The sequence below is a fragment of the Streptomyces sp. SYP-A7185 genome (assembly GCF_046103685.1).
In the GTDB taxonomy this organism is placed as follows: domain Bacteria; phylum Actinomycetota; class Actinomycetes; order Streptomycetales; family Streptomycetaceae; genus Streptomyces.
In genome coordinates this window covers 3,151,466-3,173,782 of the sequence record NZ_CP122310.1, presented here as the reverse complement: position 1 = coordinate 3,173,782, position 22,317 = coordinate 3,151,466, and the positions used below count along the sequence as shown (strand labels likewise).

The following is a 22,317-nucleotide window of genomic DNA, read 5'->3' as shown; positions in this document are numbered from 1 at the left end:
TGACATCGGCACCGACGCTCTCGACCAAGTACGGACTCCGCGCGCGGGCAGAACTCATCGGTGAGGCCGTAGGCTCGGGCCAGGGATGATCGAACGGAGGCGCGGGGATGACGGTGCCGCAAGGGCGCAGAAGCAGTACGTTCACGCGGCTGCTGCGGCATGGTTTCACCGATCCGTCCACGGCCGAGCGGCTCCTCGGCGCCCCCGAGCTGTCCGCGGTCCGCACGGACCCGGTGCTCCTGGACGCCCTCGGCGCCGCCGCCGACCCGGACCTCGCGCTCCTGGGCCTGGTCCGCCTGGTCGAGGGGCAGCCCGACGACACCAGCCGCCAGGAGCTGCTCGACACCCTGGTCAGCGCCAAGCCGCTGCGGGACCGGCTGCTCGGCGTGCTCGGCGCCTCCGAGGCGCTCGCCGACCACCTGGCCAGGCACCCCAGCGACTGGCAGGCCCTGGTCACGTACGAACTGGCCGACCTGCACCCCGGTGTCGAGGAGTTCGAGCGTGGTCTCGCCGACGCCACCGATCCGGTCTCGCTGCGCGTCTCCTACCGCCGCTGCCTGCTGGCCATAGCGGCCCGTGACGTCTGCGGCACGACGGACCTGCCCGAGGCGGCCGCCGAGCTCGCGGACCTGGCGACGGCGACGCTGCGCGCCGCGCTCGCCATGGCCGAGCAGGCCGCCCCCGACGACGCGGCGCAGTGCAGGCTCGCCGTCATCGCGATGGGCAAGTGCGGTGGCCACGAGCTGAACTACGTGTCGGACGTCGACGTCATCTTCGTCGGCGAGCCCGCGGACGGCGTCGACGCCGCCGACGAGGGCAAGGCGCTCCAGGCCGCCACCCGGCTCGCCTCGCACATGATGCGGATCTGCTCGGAGACCACGGTCGAGGGCACCATCTGGCCGGTCGACGCCAACCTCCGCCCCGAAGGGCGCAACGGCCCCCTGGTGCGCACTCTCAGCAGCCACCTCGCCTACTACCAGCGCTGGGCCAAGACCTGGGAGTTCCAGGCGCTGCTCAAGGCCCGCCCGGTGGCCGGGGACCTCGCCCTGGGGGAGGAGTACGTCACCACCCTCGCGCCCCTGGTCTGGCACGCCGCCGAGCGCGACAACTTCGTGCCCGACGTGCAGAAGATGCGCCGCCGGGTGGTGGAGAACATCCCGGCGGGCGAGGTCGACCGCGAGCTGAAGCTGGGGCCCGGCGGGCTGCGGGACGTCGAATTCGCCGTACAGCTCCTCCAGTTGGTGCACGGCCGCGGTGACACCTCGATCCGCAGCGGATCGACCCTGGTGGCCCTGGAGGCGCTCGCGGCCGGCGGCTACGTGGGCCGCGTGGACGCCGTCCAGCTCGACGACGCCTACCGCTTCCTGCGCTCCCTGGAGCACCGCATCCAGCTCTTCAAGCTGCGGCGCACCCACCTGATCCCCGAGGACGACGCCGACCTGCGGCGCATCGGCCGCTCCCTGGGCATGCGCACGGAGCCGATCACCGAGCTGAACCGCGCGTGGAAGCGGCACACCTCGGTCGTGCGCCGCCTGCACGAGAAGCTCTTCTACCGCCCGCTCCTGGACGCCGTGGCCCAACTCGCTCCCGTGGAGACCCGGTTGAGCACGGAGGCGGCCCGCGAACGCCTGGTGGCCCTCGGCTACCACGACCCGGCGGCGGCCCTGCGCCACCTGGAGGCCCTGGCCTCGGGCGTCACCCGCAAGGCGGCGATCCAGCGCACCCTGCTGCCCGTGCTCCTCGGCTGGTTCGCGGACTCCGCGGACCCGGACGCCGGTCTCCTGAACTTCCGCAAGGTCTCCGACGCCCTCGGCAAGACCCCCTGGTACCTGCGGCTCCTGCGCGACGAGGGCGCGGCGGCCGAGAACCTGGCCCGCGTCCTGTCCGCCGGGCGCCTCGCCCCCGACCTCCTCCTGCGCGCCCCCGAAGCGGTGGCCCTGCTCGGCGACCGGCGCGGCCTCGAACCGCGCGACCACGCCCACCTGGAGCAGGAGGTCCTGGCCGCGGTGGGCCGCGCGGACGGCGCCGAGCAGGCGGTGACGGCGGCGCGCGGCGTCCGCCGCCGCGAGCTGTTCCGCACCACGGCGGCGGACATCATCGGCTCGTACGGCACCGAGGAGAGCCCCGCGGAGGCCGATCCCGGCGTCCTCCTCGACCGGGTGGGCGACGCGGTCTCCGACCTCACGGCGGCCACGATCGCGGGAACGCTGCGCGCGGTGGTCCGCGAGGGCTGGGGCGACACGCTGCCGGTGCGGTTCGCGGTGATCGGCATGGGCCGCTTCGGCGGCCACGAACTGGGGTACGGCTCGGACGCCGACGTCCTGTTCGTCCACGAGCCGCGCGAGGGCGTCAGCGACCACGAGGCGGCGAAGGCGGCCTCCCAGGTGGTCTCCGAGATGCGCAGGCTCCTCCAGCTCCCCAGCTCCGACCCGCCGTTGCTCATCGACGCGGATCTGCGCCCGGAGGGCAAGAGCGGCCCCCTGGTGCGCACCCTCGCCTCGTACGAGGCCTACTACCGCCGCTGGTCCCTGGTCTGGGAGTCCCAGGCGCTCCTGAGGGCCGAACCGGTGGCGGGCGACGCCGAGTTGGGCGCCGCCTTCATCGAACTCGTCGATCCGCTGCGCTACCCGGCCGAGGGCCTCGGTGACGACGCCGTCCGCGAGATCCGCCGCCTGAAGGCCCGCATGGAGGCCGAGCGCATGCCGCGCGGCGCCGACCCCACCCTGCACACCAAGCTGGGCCGCGGCGGACTCTCGGACGTCGAATGGACCGTCCAGCTCATGCAGTTGACCCACGGCTGGGTCGAACCGGGCCTGCGCACGACCCGCACCCGGCAGGCACTCGCCGCGGCCCGCGCGGCCGAGCTGATCCCCACCGAGGACGCGGCGATCCTGGACGAGGCGTGGGTCCTTGCCGCACGGGTGCGCAACGCGGTGATGCTGGTGCGCGGCCGGGCGGGCGACACGTTCCCCTCCGACGGCCGTGAACTCGCCGCCGTGGGGCGGTACTTGGGCTACGACCCCGGCCACGTGGGGGACATGCTCGACGACTACCGGCGGACCACGCGCAGGGCGCGGGCCGTGATGGAGGAGCGCTTCTACGGGGCGTAGGGCCCCGGGCGCGTCCCGCGGCGGCTACAGCAAGGACCGCGCGTGCGCCAGGAACCCCGCGAGCGCCAGCTCGAAGGCGCGGTCAGCCCGCCCCCGGGGCGCCGCGTCCAGGGCCCGGGCCAGCGCGGGCGTCGACGTCTCGTCCGGCAGCTCCCACATGGCTTCGGGCGCCGCCAGGTCGAGCGCCGAGCCGAGCACCAGGTTCTCCAGGGCGATGATGACCGGCATCACGTCGGCGAGGGCGAACCCGGCGTCCATCAGGAGCGTCACCGCGCACTCGTACTGCTCAAGGACCCGCGGCGCGCGCACCGGTGAGGTCATGAGGAGCGGGATGACCCGGGGGTGGGCCGCGAAGGCGGCCCGGTAGGAGCGGGCCCAGGCGGACAGGGACGCGTCCCAGGGGCGCCCCGGGGTCAGGGTGCTGGTGTCGATCGCCTCGCTCACCCGCTCGCGCAGCAGCTCCACGATGCCGTCGCGGCCGTCCACGTGGTGGTAGACCGACCCGGTCTGGGCGCCGAGGCGCTTGGCGATCTGCGGGACGCTGAAGTCGCCCTTCTCGTCGACGAGGGCGAGCGCGGTCGTCGTGATGCGGTCCCTGTCGAGCAGCGGGGTGCGCGGCCGTCCCATGGTTCCTGGTCCCCGATCCGGTACGCGCGGGCTTCCCGCCCGCGTGGAGTCGCCTGCGGCGAAGGCTCCGGTCGGGTCCCCGGCGAGGTCTTCCCGAAAGCCTGACGAGAGGCTACATTGCCGAAACCGAAAGCCTTTAGGTTTTGCGGGCCCGGCGGCCTACTCCCCACCGCCCCGGCCCCGGACCCCCTGCCCCCGCCCGCCGCAGAAGGGCTTGCCCGCACATGTCCGTCACCTCCCCCGAGCCCGCGCCCGCCGTGGGCGAAGCCGCCCGGCCCACGCTCCGCGCCGGATCGCTCGGCACCGCCGACATCGCCTTCTTCGTCGTCTCCGCCGCCGCCCCGCTCACCGTCATGGCGGGCGTCGCCCCCATCGCCGTCTCGCTGGGCGGCATCGGCGCCCCCGTCGGCTACCTGCTCGCCGGAATCACCCTCGCCGTGTTCGCCGTCGGGTTCACCGCCATGAGCCGGCACGTCCGCAGCGGCGGCGCCTTCTACGCGTACATCACCCGCGGCCTCGGCCGCCCCGCAGGGATCGCCGCCGCCCTGCTCGCCATGCTCGGCTACAACGGCATGGAGATAGGCGTCTACGGGCTGCTCGGCACCGCCACGCAGGACACCGCCCACGCCCTGTTCGGCGCGGACGTCCCCTGGCTCCCGGTGTCCCTCGCCGGGCTCCTCCTCATCTGGTACGCCGGATACCGCTCGATCGACTTCGGCGCGAAACTGCTCGGCGTGCTCCTCGTCGCCGAGACCGGCATCCTGGTGCTCCTCGCGGGCGGTGTGCTCCTCAGACAAGGCGGCGCCGGCGGGCTGAGCCTGGACGGCTTCGCCCCGGCGCACGTCCTCGTCCCCGGCACGGCAGCCGTCCTCGCCTTTGCCTTCGCGGCCTTCACCGGCTTCGAGTCGACCGTCATCTACCGGCGCGAGGCGCGGGACCCGGACCGGACGGTGCCGCGCGCGACCTACATCGCGGTGGCGTTCCTCGGGCTCTTCTACGCCTTCGTCGTCTGGACGGTGATCCAGGCCTTCGGCGACGAGGAGGTGGTGAAGGCCGCCGGAGCGGACCCGGCGGGTCTCTTCTTCTCGGCCATCACCACCTATGTGGGCGGCTGGGCCGCCGACCTGATGCACGTCCTGATCGTGACGAGCGTCCTGGCGTCCCTGCTGGCCTTCCACAACGCGATCAACCGGTACGGGCTCGCCCTCGCGGAGGAGGGGGTGCTGCCGAAGGCCCTCGGGCGGGTGCACGGGCGGCACCGGTCGCCGTACCTGGCGGGGGCGGCGCAGACCGTCCTCGGGGCGGTGGTGGTCGTCGCCTTCGCGGCGGCGGGCGCGGACCCCTACGCGCAGCTGCTGCTGTGGGTCAACACCCCGGGGATGATCGGCCTGCTGGCGCTCCAGCTGCTCGCCGCGATCGCGGTCCCCTGCTACTTCCGTCGCATACGCCACCAGGAGGGTGTGCTGCGGACGGTGGTCGCGCCGGTGGCGGCCACGGTGCTGCTGAGCGTGGCGCTGGTCCTCGTCGCCACGCACATCGACCTCTTCACGGGCGCGAGCCCCTTCGTCAACACCGTCCTGGTGGGCGTCGCCCCCGCCGTGTTCGTCGTGGGGCTCGGCCTCGCGCTCCGGCTGCGCCACCGCCGCCCGAAGGTGTACGAGGGCTTCGCCGCGGAGCCGGACGAACCGAACTGACCCGCCCCTCGACCACCGTCATCACCCCACCCCGAACGGAGTCACCCGTGCCCACCGCCGACCTCGTCCTCACCGGCGCCCACATCCGCACCCTGGACCCCGGCCATCCCCGCGCCACCGCCCTCGCCGTCCGCGACGGACACATCGCGGCGGTCGGCGACGAGGCGGACGTACGCGACTGGGAGGGCCCCCGCACCGAGACCGTGCACCTCGCCGGAGCCACCCTCACCCCCGGCCTCGTCGACTCCCACAGCCACCCCGTCTGGGGCCTGGAGATGGCCACCGGGCTCGACCTCTCCGCCGTGGCCGACCTCGACCAGCTCCGGGCCGCGCTGCGCACGGCAACCCGCGTCGAGGGGTGGGTCGTCGCCTGGGGGCTCGACCACAACGCCTTCGGCGGCCGGCCCGTCCACCGCGCGCTCATCGAGGACGTACTCGACGGAGCCCCCGCCTTCCTCCGCCTCTACGACGGGCACTCCGCCCTGGCCAGCGGCGCCGCCCTCCGTGCGGCGGGCGTGGCAGGGCCCCGTACCTTCGCCCAGCGCGCCACCGTCGTCTGCGACGACGAAGGGCTGCCCACCGGCCATCTCATCGAGCACGCCGCCATGGACCTCCTCACCCCCGTCCTGCCCCGCCCCTCCCGCGCCGAGCGCCGCACCCGCCTGGTCGCGCTGCTCTCCGCGATGGCGGCCACCGGCCTCACCGGCGCCCACGTCATGGACCTCGGCGGCGACGACGTACCCGGACTGCTCGCCGGGGTCGAGAGCGAGACGCACCTTCCCCTCCGCCTGCGGCTCGCCCCTTGGTGCATGCCGGGCGTCGACAAGGAGGGCATGGCCGAGCTCATCGCCCTCCAGTCGCGCGCGGGCAGGCACTGGCGCGTCGGCGGCGCCAAGTTCTTCATGGACGGCACCGTCGAGGGCGGCACCGCCTGGCTGGAGCACGCGGACTGCCACGGCCAGGGCACCGACGCCTTCTGGCCGGACCCGCGGGCCTACGCGGACGCCGTGCGGCAGCTGCACGCGGCCGGGGTGCGGACGGCGACCCACGCCATCGGGGACGCCGCCGTACGGCACGTGCTGGACACCGTGGCGTCCCTGGGCCCCACGGGCCGCCTCGCCCACCGGATCGAGCACATCGAGACCGTCCCGGACGGCACGGTCCCGCGCTTCGCGGAGCTCGGCGTCATCGCCTCCATGCAGCCGCCGCACACGGCGTACACCCGCGCCGACCACACCGACGAGTGGTCCAGGCGGCTGGGGGACGAGCGGGCGGCGCGGGCCTGGCGCATGCGGGATCTGCGGGACGCGGGGGCCGTGGTGGCCCTCGGCTCGGACTGGCCCATCGCGCACCACGACGCCCGCGAGGTCCTGGCCACCGCGCGGGCCCCCCGCGGGGCGGCATCGGCGGCGGCCGGCCTGACCGGACTCATGGCCCTGGAGGGGTGCACCGCGCACGCGGCGGTCGCGGCCGGGGAAGCGGACCTCGCGGGGCGGATCGCCCCCGGATACCGGGCGGATCTGACGGCCTTCGGACTCGACCCCGTGGAGGCGCCCGCCGACGAGGTGGCGCAGGCTCCGATCCGCCTGACCGTGTCCGGGGGCCAGATCACCCACCGCGCCCCGTGACAGCCCGGGGGACAGGGGAGGGCGGGGCGCTGCTCAGGCCTTGAACCGGGCCTTGATCCTGGCCGCCGCCGAGACCAGCGGAGTCCGCTCTTGCGCCGGCGCCACCTCACGCGGCAGCCGGTGCGGCAGCGTCCCGTACCACGCCCAGGCCACCGCGACGCCGAACGCGAGGCAGAGCAGGCCGCCCACCGCGTCCAGCCAGAAGTGGTTGGCGGTGGCCACGATCACGATCAGGGTCGCCGTGGGGTAGAGCAGGCCGAGCACCTTCACCCACGGCACCGAGGCCAGGGCGAAGATCGTCAGGCCGCACCACAGGGACCAGCCGATGTGCATCGACGGCATGGCCGCGTACTGGTTCGACATGTGCTTGAGGTCGCCGGAGGCCATGGAGCCCCAGGTCTGGTGGACCAGGACCGTGTCGATGAAGTCGTGGCCGTTCATCAGGCGCGGCGGCGCGAGGGGGTAGAGGTAGTAGCCGAGGAGGGCCACCGCCGTCGTCGCGAAGAGGACCGTGCGGATGGCCGCGTACCGGCCGGGGTGGCTGCGGAACAGCCAGACGAGGACACCGAGCGTCACCACGAAGTGCAGCGTCGCGTAGTAGTAGTTCATGCCGACGATGAGCCATGTCACCGAGTCCACGGCGTGGTTGACGCTCTGCTCCACGGCGATCCCGAGGTGCTGCTCCGCCCGCCAGATCCAGTCGGCGTTGCGCAGGGCCTGGGCCTTCTGCTCCGGCACCGCGTTGCGGACCAGGGAGTACGTCCAGTAACTGACCGCGATGAGCAGGATCTCGAACCAGAGCCGGGGGCGCCGGGGCGTGCGCAGACGGCGCACGAAGGAGCGCCCATTGCGGTCTTCCGGCTCGCCCGCGATGGGTGATGTGGTGGGCCGCTGCTGGCCTTCCAGTGTCGTCACAGTCATCTCACCCATAGGCACAGAGTCTGCCAGATACCGACCCTCCGACCGATCATCCCAAGGTCTGGTTCAGGCCGCATTCTCTACGCCCTACGGACGAGTGCGTCCCCGAGGGGACGAAGCGGTTGAACCTCGAACGACCAGTTCCGGCATGAACACGAATTCACTGTGCGGGGCGGGCGTACCACCGATCTCCTCCAGGAGTGTACGCACCGCCGCCTGCCCCATGGACGGTACGGGCTTGCGCACCGTCGTCAGGGGCGGATCGGTGAAAGCGATCAGGGGAGAATCGTCGAACCCGACCACCGAGACGTCGTCGGGGACCTCGAAGCCGCGCTGCCGTGCCGTCCGTATCGCCCCCAGGGCCATCATGTCGCTCGCGCACACGACGGCCGTGCAGCCCCGGTCGAGCAGCGCGGACGCCGCGGCCTGCCCGCCCTCCAGCGTGTACAGCGAGTGCTGGACCAGCTCCGACTCGATCTCCTCGGGGGTCAGCGCCAGCTGGTCCCGCACCGTGCGTACGAAGCCCTCGATCTTCCGCTGGACCGGCACGAACCGCTTGGGGCCGAGGGCCAGTCCGATCCGGGTGTGCCCCAGGGAGACGAGGTGGGTGACCGCGAGGCGCATCGCCGCGCGGTCGTCCGGCGAGATGAAGGGTGCCTGCACCTTGGGGGAGAACCCGTCCACCAGGACGAACGGCACACCCTGCGCGCGCAGCTGCTCGTAGCGCTGCATGTCGGCGGAGGTGTCCGCGTGCAGGCCCGAGACGAAGATGATGCCGCAGACCCCGCGGTCCACGAGCATCTCCGTCAGCTCGTCCTCGGTGGAGCCGCCCGGCGTCTGCGTGGCGAGGACCGGTGTGTACCCCTGCCGGGTCAGGGCCTGCCCGATGACCTGGGCGAGCGCCGGGAATATCGGGTTCTCCAGCTCCGGGGTGATCAGCCCGACCAGGCCCGCGCTGCGCCGCCGCAGCCGCACCGGACGCTCGTACCCGAGCACGTCGAGCGCGGCAAGCACGGACTGACGGGTGGCCCCGGCGACGCCCGGCTTGCCGTTGAGCACCCGGCTGACCGTCGCCTCGCTGACCCCCGCCTGCGCTGCGATGTCGGCCAGTCGCGCGGTCACAGGATTGGACTGTACCGGTCACATCTCAGGCTGCCCACCAGACCGTTGAATCCGCGGGCACGGTCGCCGCCCCGCCGTCCGACGTCACCTCGGCGCTCGCCAGGAGCAGGGTGCCGGGCACGGGAAGCGTCACCGGAGCGGCGGTGAGGTTCACCGTGCAGACCACCGAACCGCCCGGCGCCGTACGGCGGAAGGACAGCACGCCCTCGGGGGCGTCGAGCCACTCCACGTCGCGGCCCGCCCCCAGCGCCGGGTGCGCACGGCGCGCCGCGAGCGCGGCGCGGTAGAACTCCAGGGTCGATGCGGGGTCGCCCTCCTGGGCCTCGACCGAGAGGTCCTTCCAGGCCGCGGGCTGCGGCAGCCAGCTGGGGCCGCCCTCGACCGGCCCGAAGCCGAACGGCGCCCGCTCCCCGGACCACGGCAGCGGCACCCGGCAGCCGTCCCGCGTGCCGTCCTGCCCCGTGCTGCGGAAGAACGCCGGGTCCTGGCGCACCTCGTCCGGCAGTTCGGTCACCTCGGGCAGGCCGAGCTCCTCGCCCTGGTAGACGTAGGCCGAGCCGGGCAGCGCCAGCATCAGCAGCGTGGCCGCCTTCGCCCGGCGCAGACCGCGGGCCGCGTCGCCGTCGGCGAAGCGGGTGGTGTGGCGCACGACGTCGTGATTGGAGAGCACCCAGGTGGCGGGCGCCCCGACGGCGTTCATCGCGTCGAGGGAGCGGTCGACGACGGCACGCAGCGCCGCCGCGTCCCAACCCGTGGTCAGGTACTCGAAGTTGAAGGCCTGGTGCAGCTCGCCCGCGCGCAGGTACCGCGCGCTGCGCTCGACCGTGGGCGTCCAGGCCTCGGCGACGGCGATCCGTTCGCCCTCGTACTCGTCGAGGATCCGCCGCCAGTCGCGGTAGATCTCGTGCACCCCGTCCTGGTCGAAGTAGGGGACGGCCTGCTTGCCGAGCAGCTTCACCTGCTCCTCGTGGCCGATGTCGGGCAGGCCCGCCGCCTTGACCAGGCCGTGCGCCACGTCGATGCGGAAGCCGTCGACGCCGAGGTCGAGCCAGTAGCGCAGGATCGAGCGGAACTCGTCGTGCACCGCCGGGTGCTCCCAGTTGAAGTCCGGCTGCTCGGGCGCGAAGAGGTGGAGGTACCACGCACCGTCCGCCACCCGCGTCCAGGCGGGCCCGCCGAACACGGACTCCCAGTCGTTGGGCGGCAGTTGACCGTCCTCGCCCTTCCCGGCCCGGAAGTGGAAGCGTTCGCGCGCCGGTGAACCGCTGCCCTCGCGCAGCGCCCGCTTGAACCACTCGTGCTGGTCCGAGCAGTGGTTGGGCACCACGTCGACGATCACCCGCAGCCCGAGCGCGTGCGCCTCCCGTACGAGGTCGTCGGCGTCCGGCAGGGAGCCGAACACGGGGTCCACCGCGCGGTAGTCGGCCACGTCGTACCCGGCGTCGGCCTGCGGCGACGCGTAGAAGGGCGAGAGCCAGACGGCGTCCACGCCGAGCCGCCGCAGGTGGGGCAGGCGGGCCGTGGCGCCCGGCAGATCGCCCATGCCGTCGCCGTTGCCGTCGGCGAAGCTGCGGGGATACACCTGGTAGATGACGGCGTCGCGCCACCACTCGCGGGGCGCGGAGCCGTCGTCCGGTGCGTCTGCGGGCAGGGCGGAGGTGACGTGCTGGGTCATGAAGTCCCTCAGGAGTACGGGGGCGGGCGGCACTCCGTTGAACGCCCCGCGGAAGGCGAAGGTCACGACGGTGTCCCCCTCACCAGTGGTGTTCCCCTTCCCCCGGGAGAACGAAGCCGGAAATTCTACGGGCAGGCGACCGCACGGTGCGGCGGGTTCGGTGACCACCACCGATCCGGGTTTCAGTGGCGCCGTCTGCTCCCGAGGACCCCTGCGGCGCGCTAACTTGAGGGGGCAGGCACGAGTCGGCCTGCCCCGTTCCGCGCCGAGGGGCTGCCCGCGTGAGCGTCAAGGGCAAGGCAGTGAGCACAGCCAGCACGGTCCTGGTGGTCGACGACGTGCCGGCCAGCAGGTACGCGCTGAGCGCCGTCCTGCGCAGGGACGGCCACCGGGTCCTGCTCGCCGCGAGCGCGAGCGAGGCCCTCATCGAACTCGACGTGCGGATGCGCGCGGGTGACCTGCCGGACGTGGCGCTGGTCGACGTCGGCCTGCCCGACATGAGCGGCTACGAACTCTGCCGCCGCATCAAGCAGCTGCCGCCCATCGCCGCCCTGCCCGTCGTCCACTTCTCGGCGGCGGCCAGGCCGCCCGCCGACCGGTGCCGCGGCCTGGACGCGGGCGGCGAGTCCTATCTGACGGTGCCCGCCGAGCCCGAGGAGATCCAGGCGGTCGTCCGGGCCGCGGCGCGGGGCGCCCGCACCCGCAGCGACGCCCAGCTGCGGGCCGGGCGGCTCACGCTGCTCGCCGGGACGATCCTGGCCGTGCAGACCGCGCGCTGCCTCGGCGAGCTGGCGGAAGCGGCGGCCACCGGCACGGAACGCCTGACCGAGTGCCCCGCCACGGTGTTCGTGCTCGGCGGGGACGGCGAGATCCACCGGGGGCTCTCCCGGCGCAGAGCCGCCGCTCCGCTGCCGGACCCCGGTGCCCATGAGGCCGTGGCCCGGCTGATGCGGCGTGTCATGGCGGGGCGTACGGGCGTGCGCCACACGGTTGTGCCCGCCCCGCTCTGGCCCGCCGGGTTCTTCCGCTCGGTGGGGGGAGCGGGCACGTGGGGCGACGGGACGCCGGAGGAGGCCGACCTCGTCCTGGCCCGCCTCCGCGAGGGGCGCACGCTCGTGTGCCTCGCCACGCCCGCGTACCGGGAGGGCGCCCCGGACGAGACGGGGCACCTGGTCGAGCGGCTCGCCCACGCCACCGCGCTGGCCGCCGAACCCCTGGTGATGTACGAGGAGGAGCGCCACGTCGCGCTGACCCTGCAACGCAGCTTCCTGCCCTCGAAGCTGCCGGAGCTGCCCGGCACCGATGTCGTCGTCCGCTATGAACCCGCCTCGCGCCAGACGGAGATCGGCGGGGACTTCTACGCCGCGCTCCCGACGCCCGGCGGGGTCCTGACCGGCATCGGCGACGTCGTCGGGCACTCCCTGGACGCGGCCACCGTGATGGTCGAGATCCGGCACGCGCTGCGCGCGTACTGCGTGGAGGACCCCGACCCCGGCACGCTCGCCCGGCGCCTGGACCGGATGCTCCAGCACTACCACCCGGGCGTGACGGCCACGATGTGCCTGAGCCTGGTCGATCCGGCCACCGGCCTCACCCGCATCGCGAACGCGGGCCACATCCCGCCGCTCGTGGTCCGCGACGAGGGCACGGCCTCGTACGTCGACGTGTGCGGACCGCTCCTCGGTCTGGGGCTCGAACGGCCGCGGCCGAGCGAGATGACCCTGGAGCGGACCGAGCGGCTGCTGATGGTCACGGACGGGCTCATCGAGACGCGGGGCATGGACCTCGCGGTGTCGATGGAGCAGCTGCGGATCGCGGCGGCGGGCGCGCCGCGCGGGGTCGCCGAGCTGTGCGACACGCTCCTCGCCTGCTTCGGGCACGAACGCGAGGACGACATCGCGCTCCTCGCGCTCCGCCGGACGAACTGACCCCGCGCGCGCACGACTCCCGCGCGGCACACCGCCAAAAACCGTCGCACAAAACCGTCGCAGACACCTGTACCCACACGCCTACCCGTCAGTACATTGACGCCATGTCTAATACGCAGAGCCGGGAGCCGCGGCCCGTCGCCTCCGAGCACATACCGCTCAAGGCGCGCAAAGTCTCCTTCTCCTGGGAGGACACCCCACTGCACTGGGTGCCGGGCGACCCCTTCGCCACGCACACCATCAACGTGCTGCACCTGCTGCTCCCGGCAGGCGAACGCTGGTTCGTCCACGTGTACAAGCAGGTCCTGCCGTACATCCGCGACGACCGGCTCCGCGAGGACGTGATCGGGTTCATCGGCCAGGAGGCCATGCACGCCCAGGCCCACGACGAGGTCCTGCCGCACCTCAAGGAGCAGGGCCTCGACCCCACGCCCTACACCGCCCAGGTCGACTGGCTCTTCGAGAAGATGCTCGGCGACCGGACGCTGCCGCCCGGCAAGGCCCGCACGTGGTGGCTGATGGAACGCGTCGCGATGATCGCGGCCATCGAGCACTACACCGCCTTCCTGGGCAACTGGGTCCTGAACGCCGACGAGCTGGACCGCAGGGGAGCCGACCCGACCATGCTGGACCTGCTGCGCTGGCACGGCGCGGAGGAGGTCGAGCACCGCTCCGTCGCCTTCGAGCTGTTCATGCACGTCGACGGCAGCTACCGCCGCCGCGCCCGCACCTGGGCCACGGCCTTCACCGCCCTGGTCTTCCTCTGGCAGCGCGGCGCGCGCTTCTTCATGGAGAACGACCCGACGCTCGTCGGCGGCAAGGCCTCCTTCAAGGACTTCTACCGGGGCGGCAAGCAGGGCACGCTGCCCACGACGCCGGACATGATCCGCTCCATCCCCCGCTATCTGAGCCGCGCCTACCACCCCTCCCACGAGGGCAGCACCGCCCAGGCCGTCGCCTATCTCGCCTCGTCCCCCGCGGCCACCGCGGCCGAGGCCGCGACGGCCACGACGGCCACGACGTCCGAGGGAGCGCGCTGACATGCCCCGCATCCGCACCGTCCTGTTCGTCACGGGCGCCGCCGTGCTCGCCAAGCGGGCCATGCGGCGCCGCATCGACGCCTCCCCGCTGTGGCCGCTGCCCGCCCTGGAGGAGCCGGTCTCCGGCCGGCCGCGCTCCCGTGCGCTGCGCCTCCTGGTCACCCGGCACGAGACGATCGCCGACGGAGTCGTGCTGCTGCGCCTTGCGGGCGACCGGTTGCCCGCCTGGAAGCCGGGCGCCCATCTCGACCTGGTGCTCCCCTCGGGCCTCGTCCGCCAGTACTCGCTGTGCGGGGACCCCGACGACACCTCCTCGTACACCGTCGCCACCCGCCTCATCGACGCGGAGCTGGGCGGCCGCGGCGGTTCGCGCGAGGTGCACGAGCAGCTGCACGAGGGCACGGAGGTCGAGGTGCGCGGCCCGCGCAACCGCTTCCCGCTGGCCGACGCCGAGGCCTACGTCTTCGTGGCGGGCGGCATCGGCATCACCCCGATCCTCCCCATGCTGCGCGAGGTCGAGGCCGCGGGCCGCCCGTGGCGGCTGCTGTACGGGGGCCGCACCCGGGCCTCGATGCCGTTCCTGGAGGAGCTGCGGAAACTGGCCGGGGCGGCGGAGGACCGGCTCACGGTCGTCGCCGACGACGAGGGCGGCCGCCCGGACCTCGCCGCCTTCCTCGCCGGCCCCGGACCCTCGGCCGCGGTGCACGTCTGCGGACCCGAGGGCCTGATGGAGGCCGTGGCGGCGGCCCTGCCACAAGGCGCCGAGCTGCACCTGGAGCGCTTCACGCCGCACACCTCCACGGAGGGCAACGGCACCTTCGAGGTCGAGCTGCGCCGCAGCGGGCGCACGGTCACCGTGGCCGCCGACACCACCGTCCTGTCCGCGGTGCGCGCGGAGCTGCCCGACACCGCGTACTCCTGCGAACAAGGATTCTGCGGGACCTGCCAACAGCGCGTCCTGGAAGGAGAGATCGACCACCGGGACGAGCTGCTCACGGACGCCGAGCGCACCGACTCGATGCTCATCTGTGTGTCGAGGGCGAGCGGCGACCGGATCGTCCTGGACATGTGACCCGTGTGACTCATGTGAACAGTTGGTGCGCACCGCCCCCTTGGACGGCCGGATCTGCTCGGTAAGGTGTTCGCATGACTACCGGGGTGCGCCGCAGAATGGGCGTCGAGGAGCGACGGCAGCAGCTGATCGGGGTCGCGCTCGACCTGTTCAGCCACCGCTCGCCCGACGACGTGTCCATCGACGAGATAGCGGCGGCCGCGGGCATCTCGCGCCCGCTGGTCTACCACTACTTCCCGGGCAAACTCAGCCTGTACGAGGCGGCGTTGCAGCGGGCCGCCGACGATCTCGCCGACCGCTTCGTGGAGCCGAAGGAAGGCCCGCTCGGGGCCCGGCTGCTGCGCGTGATGGGCCGCTTCCTGGACTTCGTGGACGGCCACGGCCCCGGCTTCTCCGCGCTGATGCGCGGCGGCCCGGCCGTCGGCTCGTCCACCACCAACGCGATGATCGACTCGGTGCGGCAGGCGGCGTACGTCCAGATCCTCGCGCACCTGGGCGTCACGGACCCGTCCGCCAGGCTCGAACTCGTGATCCGCTCCTGGATCTCCCTCGCCGAGTCCACGGCACTCATCTGGCTCGACGGCCGCCGCATCCCGCGCGCCGAGCTGGAGCTGCAACTGGTGCACGACTTCGCCGCGCTCCTGGCCGTGAGCGCCGCGTACGACGAGGAGATGGCCGCGATCCTGCGCCGCGTGCTGGCCGAGGAGCCGCCGGACGGGCCCTTCGCCGAGCTGATCACCCGGCTGATCGGCCTCGTGCCGCAGGAGCAGGAGTGACCCACCGGCTGGCCGACGAGAGGGACATCCCCACCCTCGTGGCCCTCTACGACGGCGCCGCGCACTGGATGCGCGCCCGGGGGATCGACCAGTGGAAGCCGGGCGAGAAGGGCGCGGAGCACTTCCGCGGGCGGATCGCCTCGGACGAGGTATGGCTCGCCTACGACGGCGAGATGCTCGCGGGCGCCTACGAGGTCTGGTGGGCCGACGAGCCCGCCTGGGGCGAACAGCCGCCCGTCGCGGGCTATGTGCACCGGCTGATGACTCGGCGCGGCGCCCCGGCGGGCACGGGCCGCGCGATGCTGGCCCGCGCCGAACGGCGGATCGCCGGGGCGGGCCGGGAGCGCTGCCGCCTGGACTGCGTGTCGACCAACTGCCGCCTGCGGGAGTACTACGAGGCGGCGGGGTACGAGGTCGTGGGGGAGCTGCCGGGGAAGGTGGCGGCGGACGGGAGCACGTACGGCGTGCTGCTCCTGGAGAAGGATCTGCGCGGCCAGGTCCCGTCCGACGCCTGACGCCTCACCGCAGGGTCGACACCTTCGTGCCGTCCGCGAGCCGCCCTGTGAGTCCGGCGCGGGCGCCCCGCTCCAGGGGCGCGGCCACGGTGTTGCCGGGGGTCTGGGGGCGGCCGGCCGTCTTGACCGACACGACGTCCCTGCTGCCGCCGCCGAGCAGGTACCAGTTCCCGCCGCGCGACTTCCACCGCACTCCCGCGAGCACCGTCGGCTTCCGCGCCCCGCACGCCGCGGAGTCCTCCGCCTTCGCCGCCACCGCGGCCGAGCCCGCCGCCTGGAACTGCGCGAGCGCCCGGCCGCCGTCGCCCCGCCAGGTGTCGGCCCTGGTGCAGAGCCAGGCCGCGGAGCCGTTCGCCTCGGGCAGCGCCTGGCGCGCGTACTGCCAGGAGTTCACCGAGCGCACGCCGTTCGAGCGCGCGTCGGTGAGCGAGCAGGCGGTGGACGACCAGTTCGCGGCCGTGGCCTCGCGCGGGGCCTGCGGGCGGCCCGCGGTGAGATGCGCGGGGACGAGTTCGCCGAGGTCGGTGGAGAGCCGGTTCACGCCCGTGTCGTCCCGCAGCTGGAGGGCGTTCCAGGAGGTGCACGAGCGGGCCTGCGCCGGGCTGGAGAAGGGCTGCGTGACACCCTCGCCGTCCCGCTCCAGGGCCTGCGCGCCGCCGTCCGGCTTCAGCAGATCGCGTACGGCGACTGCGCCCACCCAGGGCGCGGTCAGGTACCGGACGTTGCCGTCCACGCGGTTCACCACGACGGCGCCCGCCTCGGCGCTCGTCGCGCCGTCCACCCGCGCGAAGTCGAGCGCGGCCCCGCTGGTGCCGTCCTTGGGCTCGGCGTACCGCACGATGCGCAGTCCGTCGTACAGGAGCACGACTCTGGCCGCGTCGACCTCACCGGCGAAGAGCAGGTGCGCAGGTCCGGGCGGGGCGCCGGCCGCCGTGCCGGGCGTGGCCGAGACCTGCACGGACTCGCCGGGGCGCGCCCACACGGCCAGGGCACGCCGCAGCAGGGCGTCGTCGTCGACGAGCGCACCCCTGGCGGGCCACACGGAGAAGTCCGCGCGGGCGGAGCGCTTCCACGTGGTGGCCGCGACCTTCGTCAACTGCCCCGGGTCCAGGGCGGCCTGGCCCGCGGGGTTCTGCGCGTACGCGGGCGCGGCGGCGCCGTCGGGGCCCCAGCCGTCGCCCGGCAGGCCGAGCAGCGCCCCGCAGACCAGGGCGGCGGCGAGCGCGACGCCCGCGGCCTTCATGTGCTGCCTGCGGCGCATCAGATCGGTGGGCCGCGCCTGGAGCGAGCAAGGGTCGAACTCCGGGGACCTCAGCAGTTCGTAGGCCGCGTCCACCCCGTCGGCCTGCGCGAGCGCCCCCGCGGGGTCGTCGACCCCGGCGGCGGCGAGCACCTTGCGGACGTCGGCGTCGGGGAGGCGCTCCAGTCCCTTCAGGACGTACGCGGCCCGGGCGGGGCCGGAGAGCGCCGAGAGCCGCTGGTCCAGGGCCAGTTCGTCGGCGCCTCCCGACCGGGGGAAGAGCCGCAGCCCCCAGACCTGCGGGAGCAGCGGCGGCAGCTGCGCGCGCTTGGGCCAGGCCATGCGCCGCAGCGGGAGCCCCGCGTCCAGCGCCGTGCACACGACGCGCAGCCGTACGTAGGCGTACCCGGGGTCGCCGTTGCGTCCGTCCCCCGACCGCTGCTCCGGGATGACCTCGGCATCACCCGACCTGCTGGTGCGGGGCAGCGCCCGCTGGGTCAGGGCGTGGGCGGTGAGCACCCGCCGGTTGCGCCCGAGGCTGGGCGGCAGCACCAGATAGGCGAGCCGCACCAGGCGGGGGTAGTGCTCGACGAGGGCGGCCTCGGCCTGCTCGACGTCGACGACACCGGAGAGATCCTGGGGCGGGGAGGGGGACTTCACATTCGACGACACGTTCAGCAAAACGAGCGAATCGTCGGATGGTCACCTCTCCGTGAGCGCTCGGGCGTAGTTGCCCATTGACCGCTGGTAGCGCGGCAGGTGGGCGGCGAGGGCCTCGAGGACCAGGGCGAGGCCTTCGCGTTCACGGCCGAGACTGGCGAGGCAGAGCGCGAGGGTGGCGCGCACGGCATCGGTCAACTCGTCCTCGGGGCGTTCGAGTTCGGCTTCCAGGAGGGTGACGCCTTCCTCCGCCCGGCCGATGTTCCGCAGGGAGCTGGCCAGTTGGATGGCGGTGCGGCGCCGGCGGTAGCCGTCGAGGCCCTTCTCCAGGGCCTCCCTGTACAGCGGTACGGCACGGTCCGAGTGGCCGGTGGAGTCGAAGGCGCAGGCCCGTTCGAAGGGGGCGACGGGGCTGCCCTCGGGCAACTCCTCGACCAGGGCGTCGATGATCTGCCGGAACTCGGCGCCCCGGTCGTCGTACTGCTCGACGTCGGCCCACGCGGCGGCCACGCGCTTCTCCCACGCAATATCCATGGCCATACTTTCGCACGCCGCCCCTCGGCCCCGCGGGGAGCGCTCAGCGGACCTCCCAGCCGCTGAACTCCACCGTTCCCCGGGACCCGTCACCTCCGTTCGTCGCGCTCATGAACAGCCCCGCGTCCTGCGCGCCCGCGGCCCCCGGCACCGTCACGCTCGCCACCTCGCGCCAACTGGCGCCGGCGTCGGTCGAGCAGGCGCCCGTCACCGCCGCGCCCGAGCGCGTGAGCCGCAGCAGCACCGGCGCCTTGATCCCCGTGATGCGCTTGTACGTGTCCAGGGTTCCGTCGCCCGTGGTGTCGTAGGACAGGACCACCCCGTTCGCGGGCGTGACCGCCAGGTCGAGGATGCCGGGGGAGCCCGGCACCTCCATGGCGTTCCGGACGATCAGGCCCGCCCTGGCCCAGGGGCCGGTGACCGCCTGGGCGTCGACCCGGACCGTCACCGAGACGCCGTCGCGCAGCGCCCCCTCCCGGTACAGCGCGCCGAACTCCGTCGTCCCCTTCCACAGGTCCGCACCGGCCCCGTCGATCGCGTACCGGCCGTCCAGTTCACCGAAGACCGCCGCGTTGTTGGAGTAGCGGCGCCAGCCCGGCCCCACCGGGCCCGCCTCGAACAGCACCCCCTCGTGCACGGCCTCCACCCGCCGCTCGCCCGCGGGGCCGTACCGCACCGCGATCTCGTACGGAAGCGGCCGCAACGGCCGGTCGAGGGGCGTGTCCGGCGCACTCACCCGCCACGCCACCTTCCCCGTGCCCGCGGGCGCCACCCTCGGCAGCGACACCGGCCCGGAGGGCTCCGCGTCGACCCCGGTCAGCCGGAAGCCGACGCGGCCCGTGGCCCGCAGGCCGTTGACGTTGCGGAAGACCGCCTCGACCCGCGCGTGCCCGCCGGGCGGCAGCGACGGCGGATCGGCGACGACCTCCAGGGACCCCTGGTAGGGCGCCCGGGCCAGGACGTCCCGTACCCGTGCGGCGGTGCGGTACGGGTCGCCGACGCCCCGCAGGGGATAGTCCTTGCGCTCCCGGGTCCACGGCTCCTCCACGGCGAACCAGTCCACCGCCCGCGGATCGCGCCCCGCGGCCAGCGCGTCGGCCAGCTCGTCGAGCCACTTCTGCCAGCGGGGCACGTAGAAGTCGGCCATCAGGCCGTTCCACTCCCGGTTCCCGTACTCGTGCAGCTTTCCGCCCTCGGACGTCGCCCGGTCGCCCCACACGGTGATCAGGACCTTGGCGGTCCGCTCGAACTCCGCCCGCTCGGCCGGAGTCGTCCCCATCCGCCGCGCCGCCTCGACCCAAGGTCCCAGCAGGAACGCCTGGTTGGTCCCCGTCAGCTCGTCCGAGAGCCGCATCAGCCGCAGCCACAGCGTCGACAGCGCGCGGAAGGTGTCCGCGTCCTTGCGCCGGTACGCGCTGCGCAGCTGCGGCAGCAGCTGCCGGCTCCGGTGCGCGAGCGCCTGCCGGGCCACGTCCACCAGGTCGTACCGGTAGGCCGCACTGCCCCGCAGCGCTCCCCGTACGCCGAGCAGGCCCGTGAACGCCGCGTCGAACCGGCCGGGGTCGTAGGTCAGCGCACGCGGCGCGTACTCGGCGGCGCGGTTCGCCGCCAGGTCGGGGCGGGCCGCGAACAGCGAGTCGTGCGGGTCGCTGCGCTCGACGGCGGTGTGCCGGTAGGCGGTGTCGTGCAGCGCCCGCCAGGCCCGCAGCGCGCCGGCGTCCCGGCCGCCGTAGCGGAAGCCCGCGTACCCGGCGAACCAGGACTTCAGGTCCAGCTTCTCCTTCGACCAGGCCAGTTCGGAGAAGAGCTCGAAGGCGGCCGGGTCCCGGTCCGTGGCCTCCGGCATGAACGCCGTGCCCACCAGCGCGCTGCCGCGCTTGTCGCGCCAGGCGAAGAACTTGTCGTTCCAGATGTGGGCGCGGGCGCCGATCGTCGTGCGGCCCCCGAAGTTCGGGATGGTCCCGAACGCGTACGGCGTGCCGCCCCAGTCCTTCTCGCGGTCGGTGACGCTCGTGAACCGGTCGGAGACGCCGTCCACGATCAGCATCCGCCGCCGGTCGATCGCGTCGAGCAGCGCGGGCAGCGGGTTGGCCTCCCAGCCCAGGATCACCCAGGTCGCGCCGGGGCGGGCCGTGCGCAGCGCCGCCTCCACGCCGCGCGCCGCGTCCGGCACCGGGACGTCCCCCGCGGTGCCGCCCTCGTGCAGCAGGTCCATCTTGAAGTGGTCGGCGGCCCCGAAGAGCTGCTCCTGGTGCCGGTAGAAGGAAGCGGCGACCTTCGCGAAGGACGCCGTACGGGGATCGAGCCAGTCGGGGCGCTTGAACCCGTGCCAGGTGCCCTGCGGCACCACCCGCGCGTCCCCGCCGTTGCGGGCCACGAAGCCGTCGGGGACGTGCCCGTAGTAGCCGGGGAGCACCGGCGCCATGCCCAGCGAGCGCAGCCGGTCCACGATCTTGCGCCCCAGCGCGGCCCGGTCCGCGATGACGGCGGGCGAGAGCGGGCCGCCGTACCCCGACAGGTTCTGGAGCAGCCACCACGCCTGGTGCGAGGGCGCGGGCAGCCAGGCGCGGGCCTCCGCGTCGCTGTGGCCGAAGTCCTTGAGCACCCGGTGGTAGACGGCCTCGGCCCCCGCGATCACCAGGACCTCGTTGCAGCCGTGCAGGGCCAGGATGTCGATCATCCGCTCCCAGTACGCCCAGTCGGCGTACGGCGCGGTGTACCCGTCGTTCGTGTCGTTCAGGGCGAACCGGTGGGGGAGCGCGGTGGACCGCTCCAGCGGGCGCGCGGGGGCGGGCAGCCGTCGCGGCAGGTCCAACTGGTCGCCGTTCCACGTGACATGGGCCCCGCACTCGTACTTCAGATACCAGTGGACCCCGGTGAGCAGCACGGCCGGTGTCGTGCCGGACACCTCGATGCGCCCCGTGGTGCCCGCAACCCGGAAGCGGTCCGTGCCGCGTGCGGCGGGGACGAGTCTGAGACGGAACTGTTCCGCGTGATGCGGCAGGAGTCTGTTGAGTGCTGAGCGCGCGGAATCCGTATCCAGGGCGGAGGCGGGGCCCTGGACGGGCCCCTCGGCGGCGTGGGACGGAACAGCCACCCCGCCGACGGCGACACCGAGGCCGATGGCCCCGGCGGTGCCGAGCACGGAGCGTCGGGACGGATCGGTCATGTGTACCCCCTGGGTCGGATGGTGCGGCGCACGGTATCCGTGGCGCGTCCGGCGCTCAACGGTGCATACGGAGATGGCGAGTTCACCTCGCCCGGAGAGGCTGGTGGGACGATGAAGGCAGCGCGAAAGCGGCTTGCGGGCGCGAGCAGGGGCATGCGAAGGCGCATGCGGACGGGCATGGGTGTGGGACTGCTGGTCGTGTTGGCGGCATGCGGCTCCGACGGCGACGACGCGCCGCCTGACACGGCGAGCGGCAGCCTGGAGCAGCTGGCGGCCAAGGCGCGATGCGAGCCCGACATCCAGACGGACGCGGCCGAACTGCGGCAGGCCACCTGTGACAAAGGTGCCCGCCGCTACGTCCTAGTAACCTTTACAAATGCCCGTGGCCAGGCCGAATGGTTCGACGAGGCCACCGATTACGGCGGCACGTACCTCGTCGGCAAGAAGTGGATCGCGGTCGGCGAGGAGAAGACGGTCATGCGGCTGCGCGGCCTGCTCGGGGGGACCGTGGAGAAGTCCTCGCACCACTCGGGGAGTAGCGGTGGTGGGGATCACGAGGACGGAGGCCCGGGGCATTCGGGCCACTCCGGTCACCACACGAGCTGACCG

At 73.5% G+C, this 22,317-nt stretch carries 16 protein-coding genes; 9 read left to right on the top strand and 7 right to left on the bottom strand.

Translation table 11 applies throughout. The features are described from left to right. The first annotated feature begins 107 nt into the window (after positions 1-107). Entirely contained in the window at positions 108-3,110 is a 3,003-nt protein-coding gene (locus QBL25_RS13955) for a bifunctional [glutamine synthetase] adenylyltransferase/[glutamine synthetase]-adenylyl-L-tyrosine phosphorylase (RefSeq protein WP_409057362.1), read from the top strand. Positions 3,111-3,134: 24 nt separating this feature from the next. Here QBL25_RS13955 and QBL25_RS13950 read toward each other — a convergent pair whose 3' ends face one another. After that, positions 3,135-3,737, bottom strand: coding sequence for a TetR/AcrR family transcriptional regulator (locus QBL25_RS13950; RefSeq protein WP_409057361.1), 603 nt, complete (start codon positions 3,735-3,737; stop codon positions 3,135-3,137). A gap of 224 nt (positions 3,738-3,961) precedes the next feature. Between QBL25_RS13950 and QBL25_RS13945 the strand changes: the two genes are divergently transcribed. Continuing rightward, the gene (locus QBL25_RS13945) at positions 3,962-5,431 is read left to right on the top strand and encodes an APC family permease (RefSeq protein WP_409057360.1); all 1,470 of its coding nucleotides are present in this window, start codon (positions 3,962-3,964) and stop codon (positions 5,429-5,431) included. Positions 5,432-5,478: 47 nt separating this feature from the next. Then, positions 5,479-7,059: an amidohydrolase gene (locus tag QBL25_RS13940; RefSeq protein ID WP_409057359.1), complete on the top strand. Its 1,581-nt coding sequence runs from the start codon at positions 5,479-5,481 to the stop codon at positions 7,057-7,059. A 33-nt stretch (positions 7,060-7,092) separates the two neighbouring features. Here QBL25_RS13940 and QBL25_RS13935 read toward each other — a convergent pair whose 3' ends face one another. The 3 genes from QBL25_RS13935 to QBL25_RS13925 all read right to left on the bottom strand — a co-directional run bounded on the left by QBL25_RS13935 (position 7,093) and on the right by QBL25_RS13925 (position 10,774). After that, positions 7,093-7,989, bottom strand: a complete 897-nt coding sequence (locus tag QBL25_RS13935; RefSeq protein WP_409057358.1) for a phosphatase PAP2 family protein — start codon at positions 7,987-7,989, stop codon at positions 7,093-7,095. A gap of 75 nt (positions 7,990-8,064) precedes the next feature. Then, entirely contained in the window at positions 8,065-9,099 is a 1,035-nt protein-coding gene (locus QBL25_RS13930; RefSeq protein ID WP_409057357.1) for a LacI family DNA-binding transcriptional regulator, read from the bottom strand. Between the two features lie 25 nt (positions 9,100-9,124). Beyond that, entirely contained in the window at positions 9,125-10,774 is a 1,650-nt protein-coding gene (locus tag QBL25_RS13925) for a glycoside hydrolase family 13 protein (protein WP_409062637.1), read from the bottom strand. A gap of 302 nt (positions 10,775-11,076) precedes the next feature. Here QBL25_RS13925 and QBL25_RS13920 point away from each other — a divergent pair, with 302 nt between their 5' ends. The 5 genes from QBL25_RS13920 to QBL25_RS13900 all read left to right on the top strand — a co-directional run bounded on the left by QBL25_RS13920 (position 11,077) and on the right by QBL25_RS13900 (position 16,105). Then, positions 11,077-12,702 (top strand): SpoIIE family protein phosphatase, encoded by a 1,626-nt coding sequence (locus QBL25_RS13920; protein WP_409057356.1) that lies wholly within the window; start codon positions 11,077-11,079, stop codon positions 12,700-12,702. Positions 12,703-12,806: 104 nt separating this feature from the next. Next, the gene (locus tag QBL25_RS13915; protein WP_409057355.1) at positions 12,807-13,742 is read left to right on the top strand and encodes a metal-dependent hydrolase; all 936 of its coding nucleotides are present in this window, start codon (positions 12,807-12,809) and stop codon (positions 13,740-13,742) included. 1 nt (position 13,743) lies between these two features. Next, entirely contained in the window at positions 13,744-14,814 is a 1,071-nt protein-coding gene (locus QBL25_RS13910; RefSeq protein ID WP_409057354.1) for a PDR/VanB family oxidoreductase, read from the top strand. A gap of 74 nt (positions 14,815-14,888) precedes the next feature. Further along, positions 14,889-15,590 (top strand): TetR/AcrR family transcriptional regulator, encoded by a 702-nt coding sequence (locus QBL25_RS13905; protein ID WP_409057353.1) that lies wholly within the window; start codon positions 14,889-14,891, stop codon positions 15,588-15,590. Then, positions 15,587-16,105: a GNAT family N-acetyltransferase gene (locus QBL25_RS13900; RefSeq protein WP_409057352.1), complete on the top strand. Its 519-nt coding sequence runs from the start codon at positions 15,587-15,589 to the stop codon at positions 16,103-16,105. The genes QBL25_RS13905 and QBL25_RS13900 overlap by 4 nt, the downstream gene beginning before the upstream one ends. A gap of 4 nt (positions 16,106-16,109) precedes the next feature. On the opposite strand, the gene QBL25_RS13895 is transcribed toward QBL25_RS13900, so the two are convergent. The 3 genes from QBL25_RS13895 to QBL25_RS13885 are packed head-to-tail and all read right to left on the bottom strand — an operon-like array spanning position 16,110 to position 21,708. Beyond that, positions 16,110-18,026: a hypothetical protein gene (locus QBL25_RS13895; protein ID WP_409057351.1), complete on the bottom strand. Its 1,917-nt coding sequence runs from the start codon at positions 18,024-18,026 to the stop codon at positions 16,110-16,112. A 21-nt stretch (positions 18,027-18,047) separates the two neighbouring features. Then, the gene (locus tag QBL25_RS13890; RefSeq protein ID WP_409057350.1) at positions 18,048-18,539 is read right to left on the bottom strand and encodes a tetratricopeptide repeat protein; all 492 of its coding nucleotides are present in this window, start codon (positions 18,537-18,539) and stop codon (positions 18,048-18,050) included. Between the two features lie 43 nt (positions 18,540-18,582). Next, entirely contained in the window at positions 18,583-21,708 is a 3,126-nt protein-coding gene (locus QBL25_RS13885; RefSeq protein ID WP_409057349.1) for an alpha-N-acetylglucosaminidase, read from the bottom strand. Between the two features lie 177 nt (positions 21,709-21,885). Between QBL25_RS13885 and QBL25_RS13880 the strand changes: the two genes are divergently transcribed. Next, positions 21,886-22,314 carry a hypothetical protein gene (locus tag QBL25_RS13880; RefSeq protein WP_409057348.1) on the top strand — a complete coding sequence of 143 codons (429 nt, stop codon included), beginning with the start codon at positions 21,886-21,888 and terminating at the stop codon, positions 22,312-22,314. Positions 22,315-22,317: the final 3 nt, after the last annotated feature.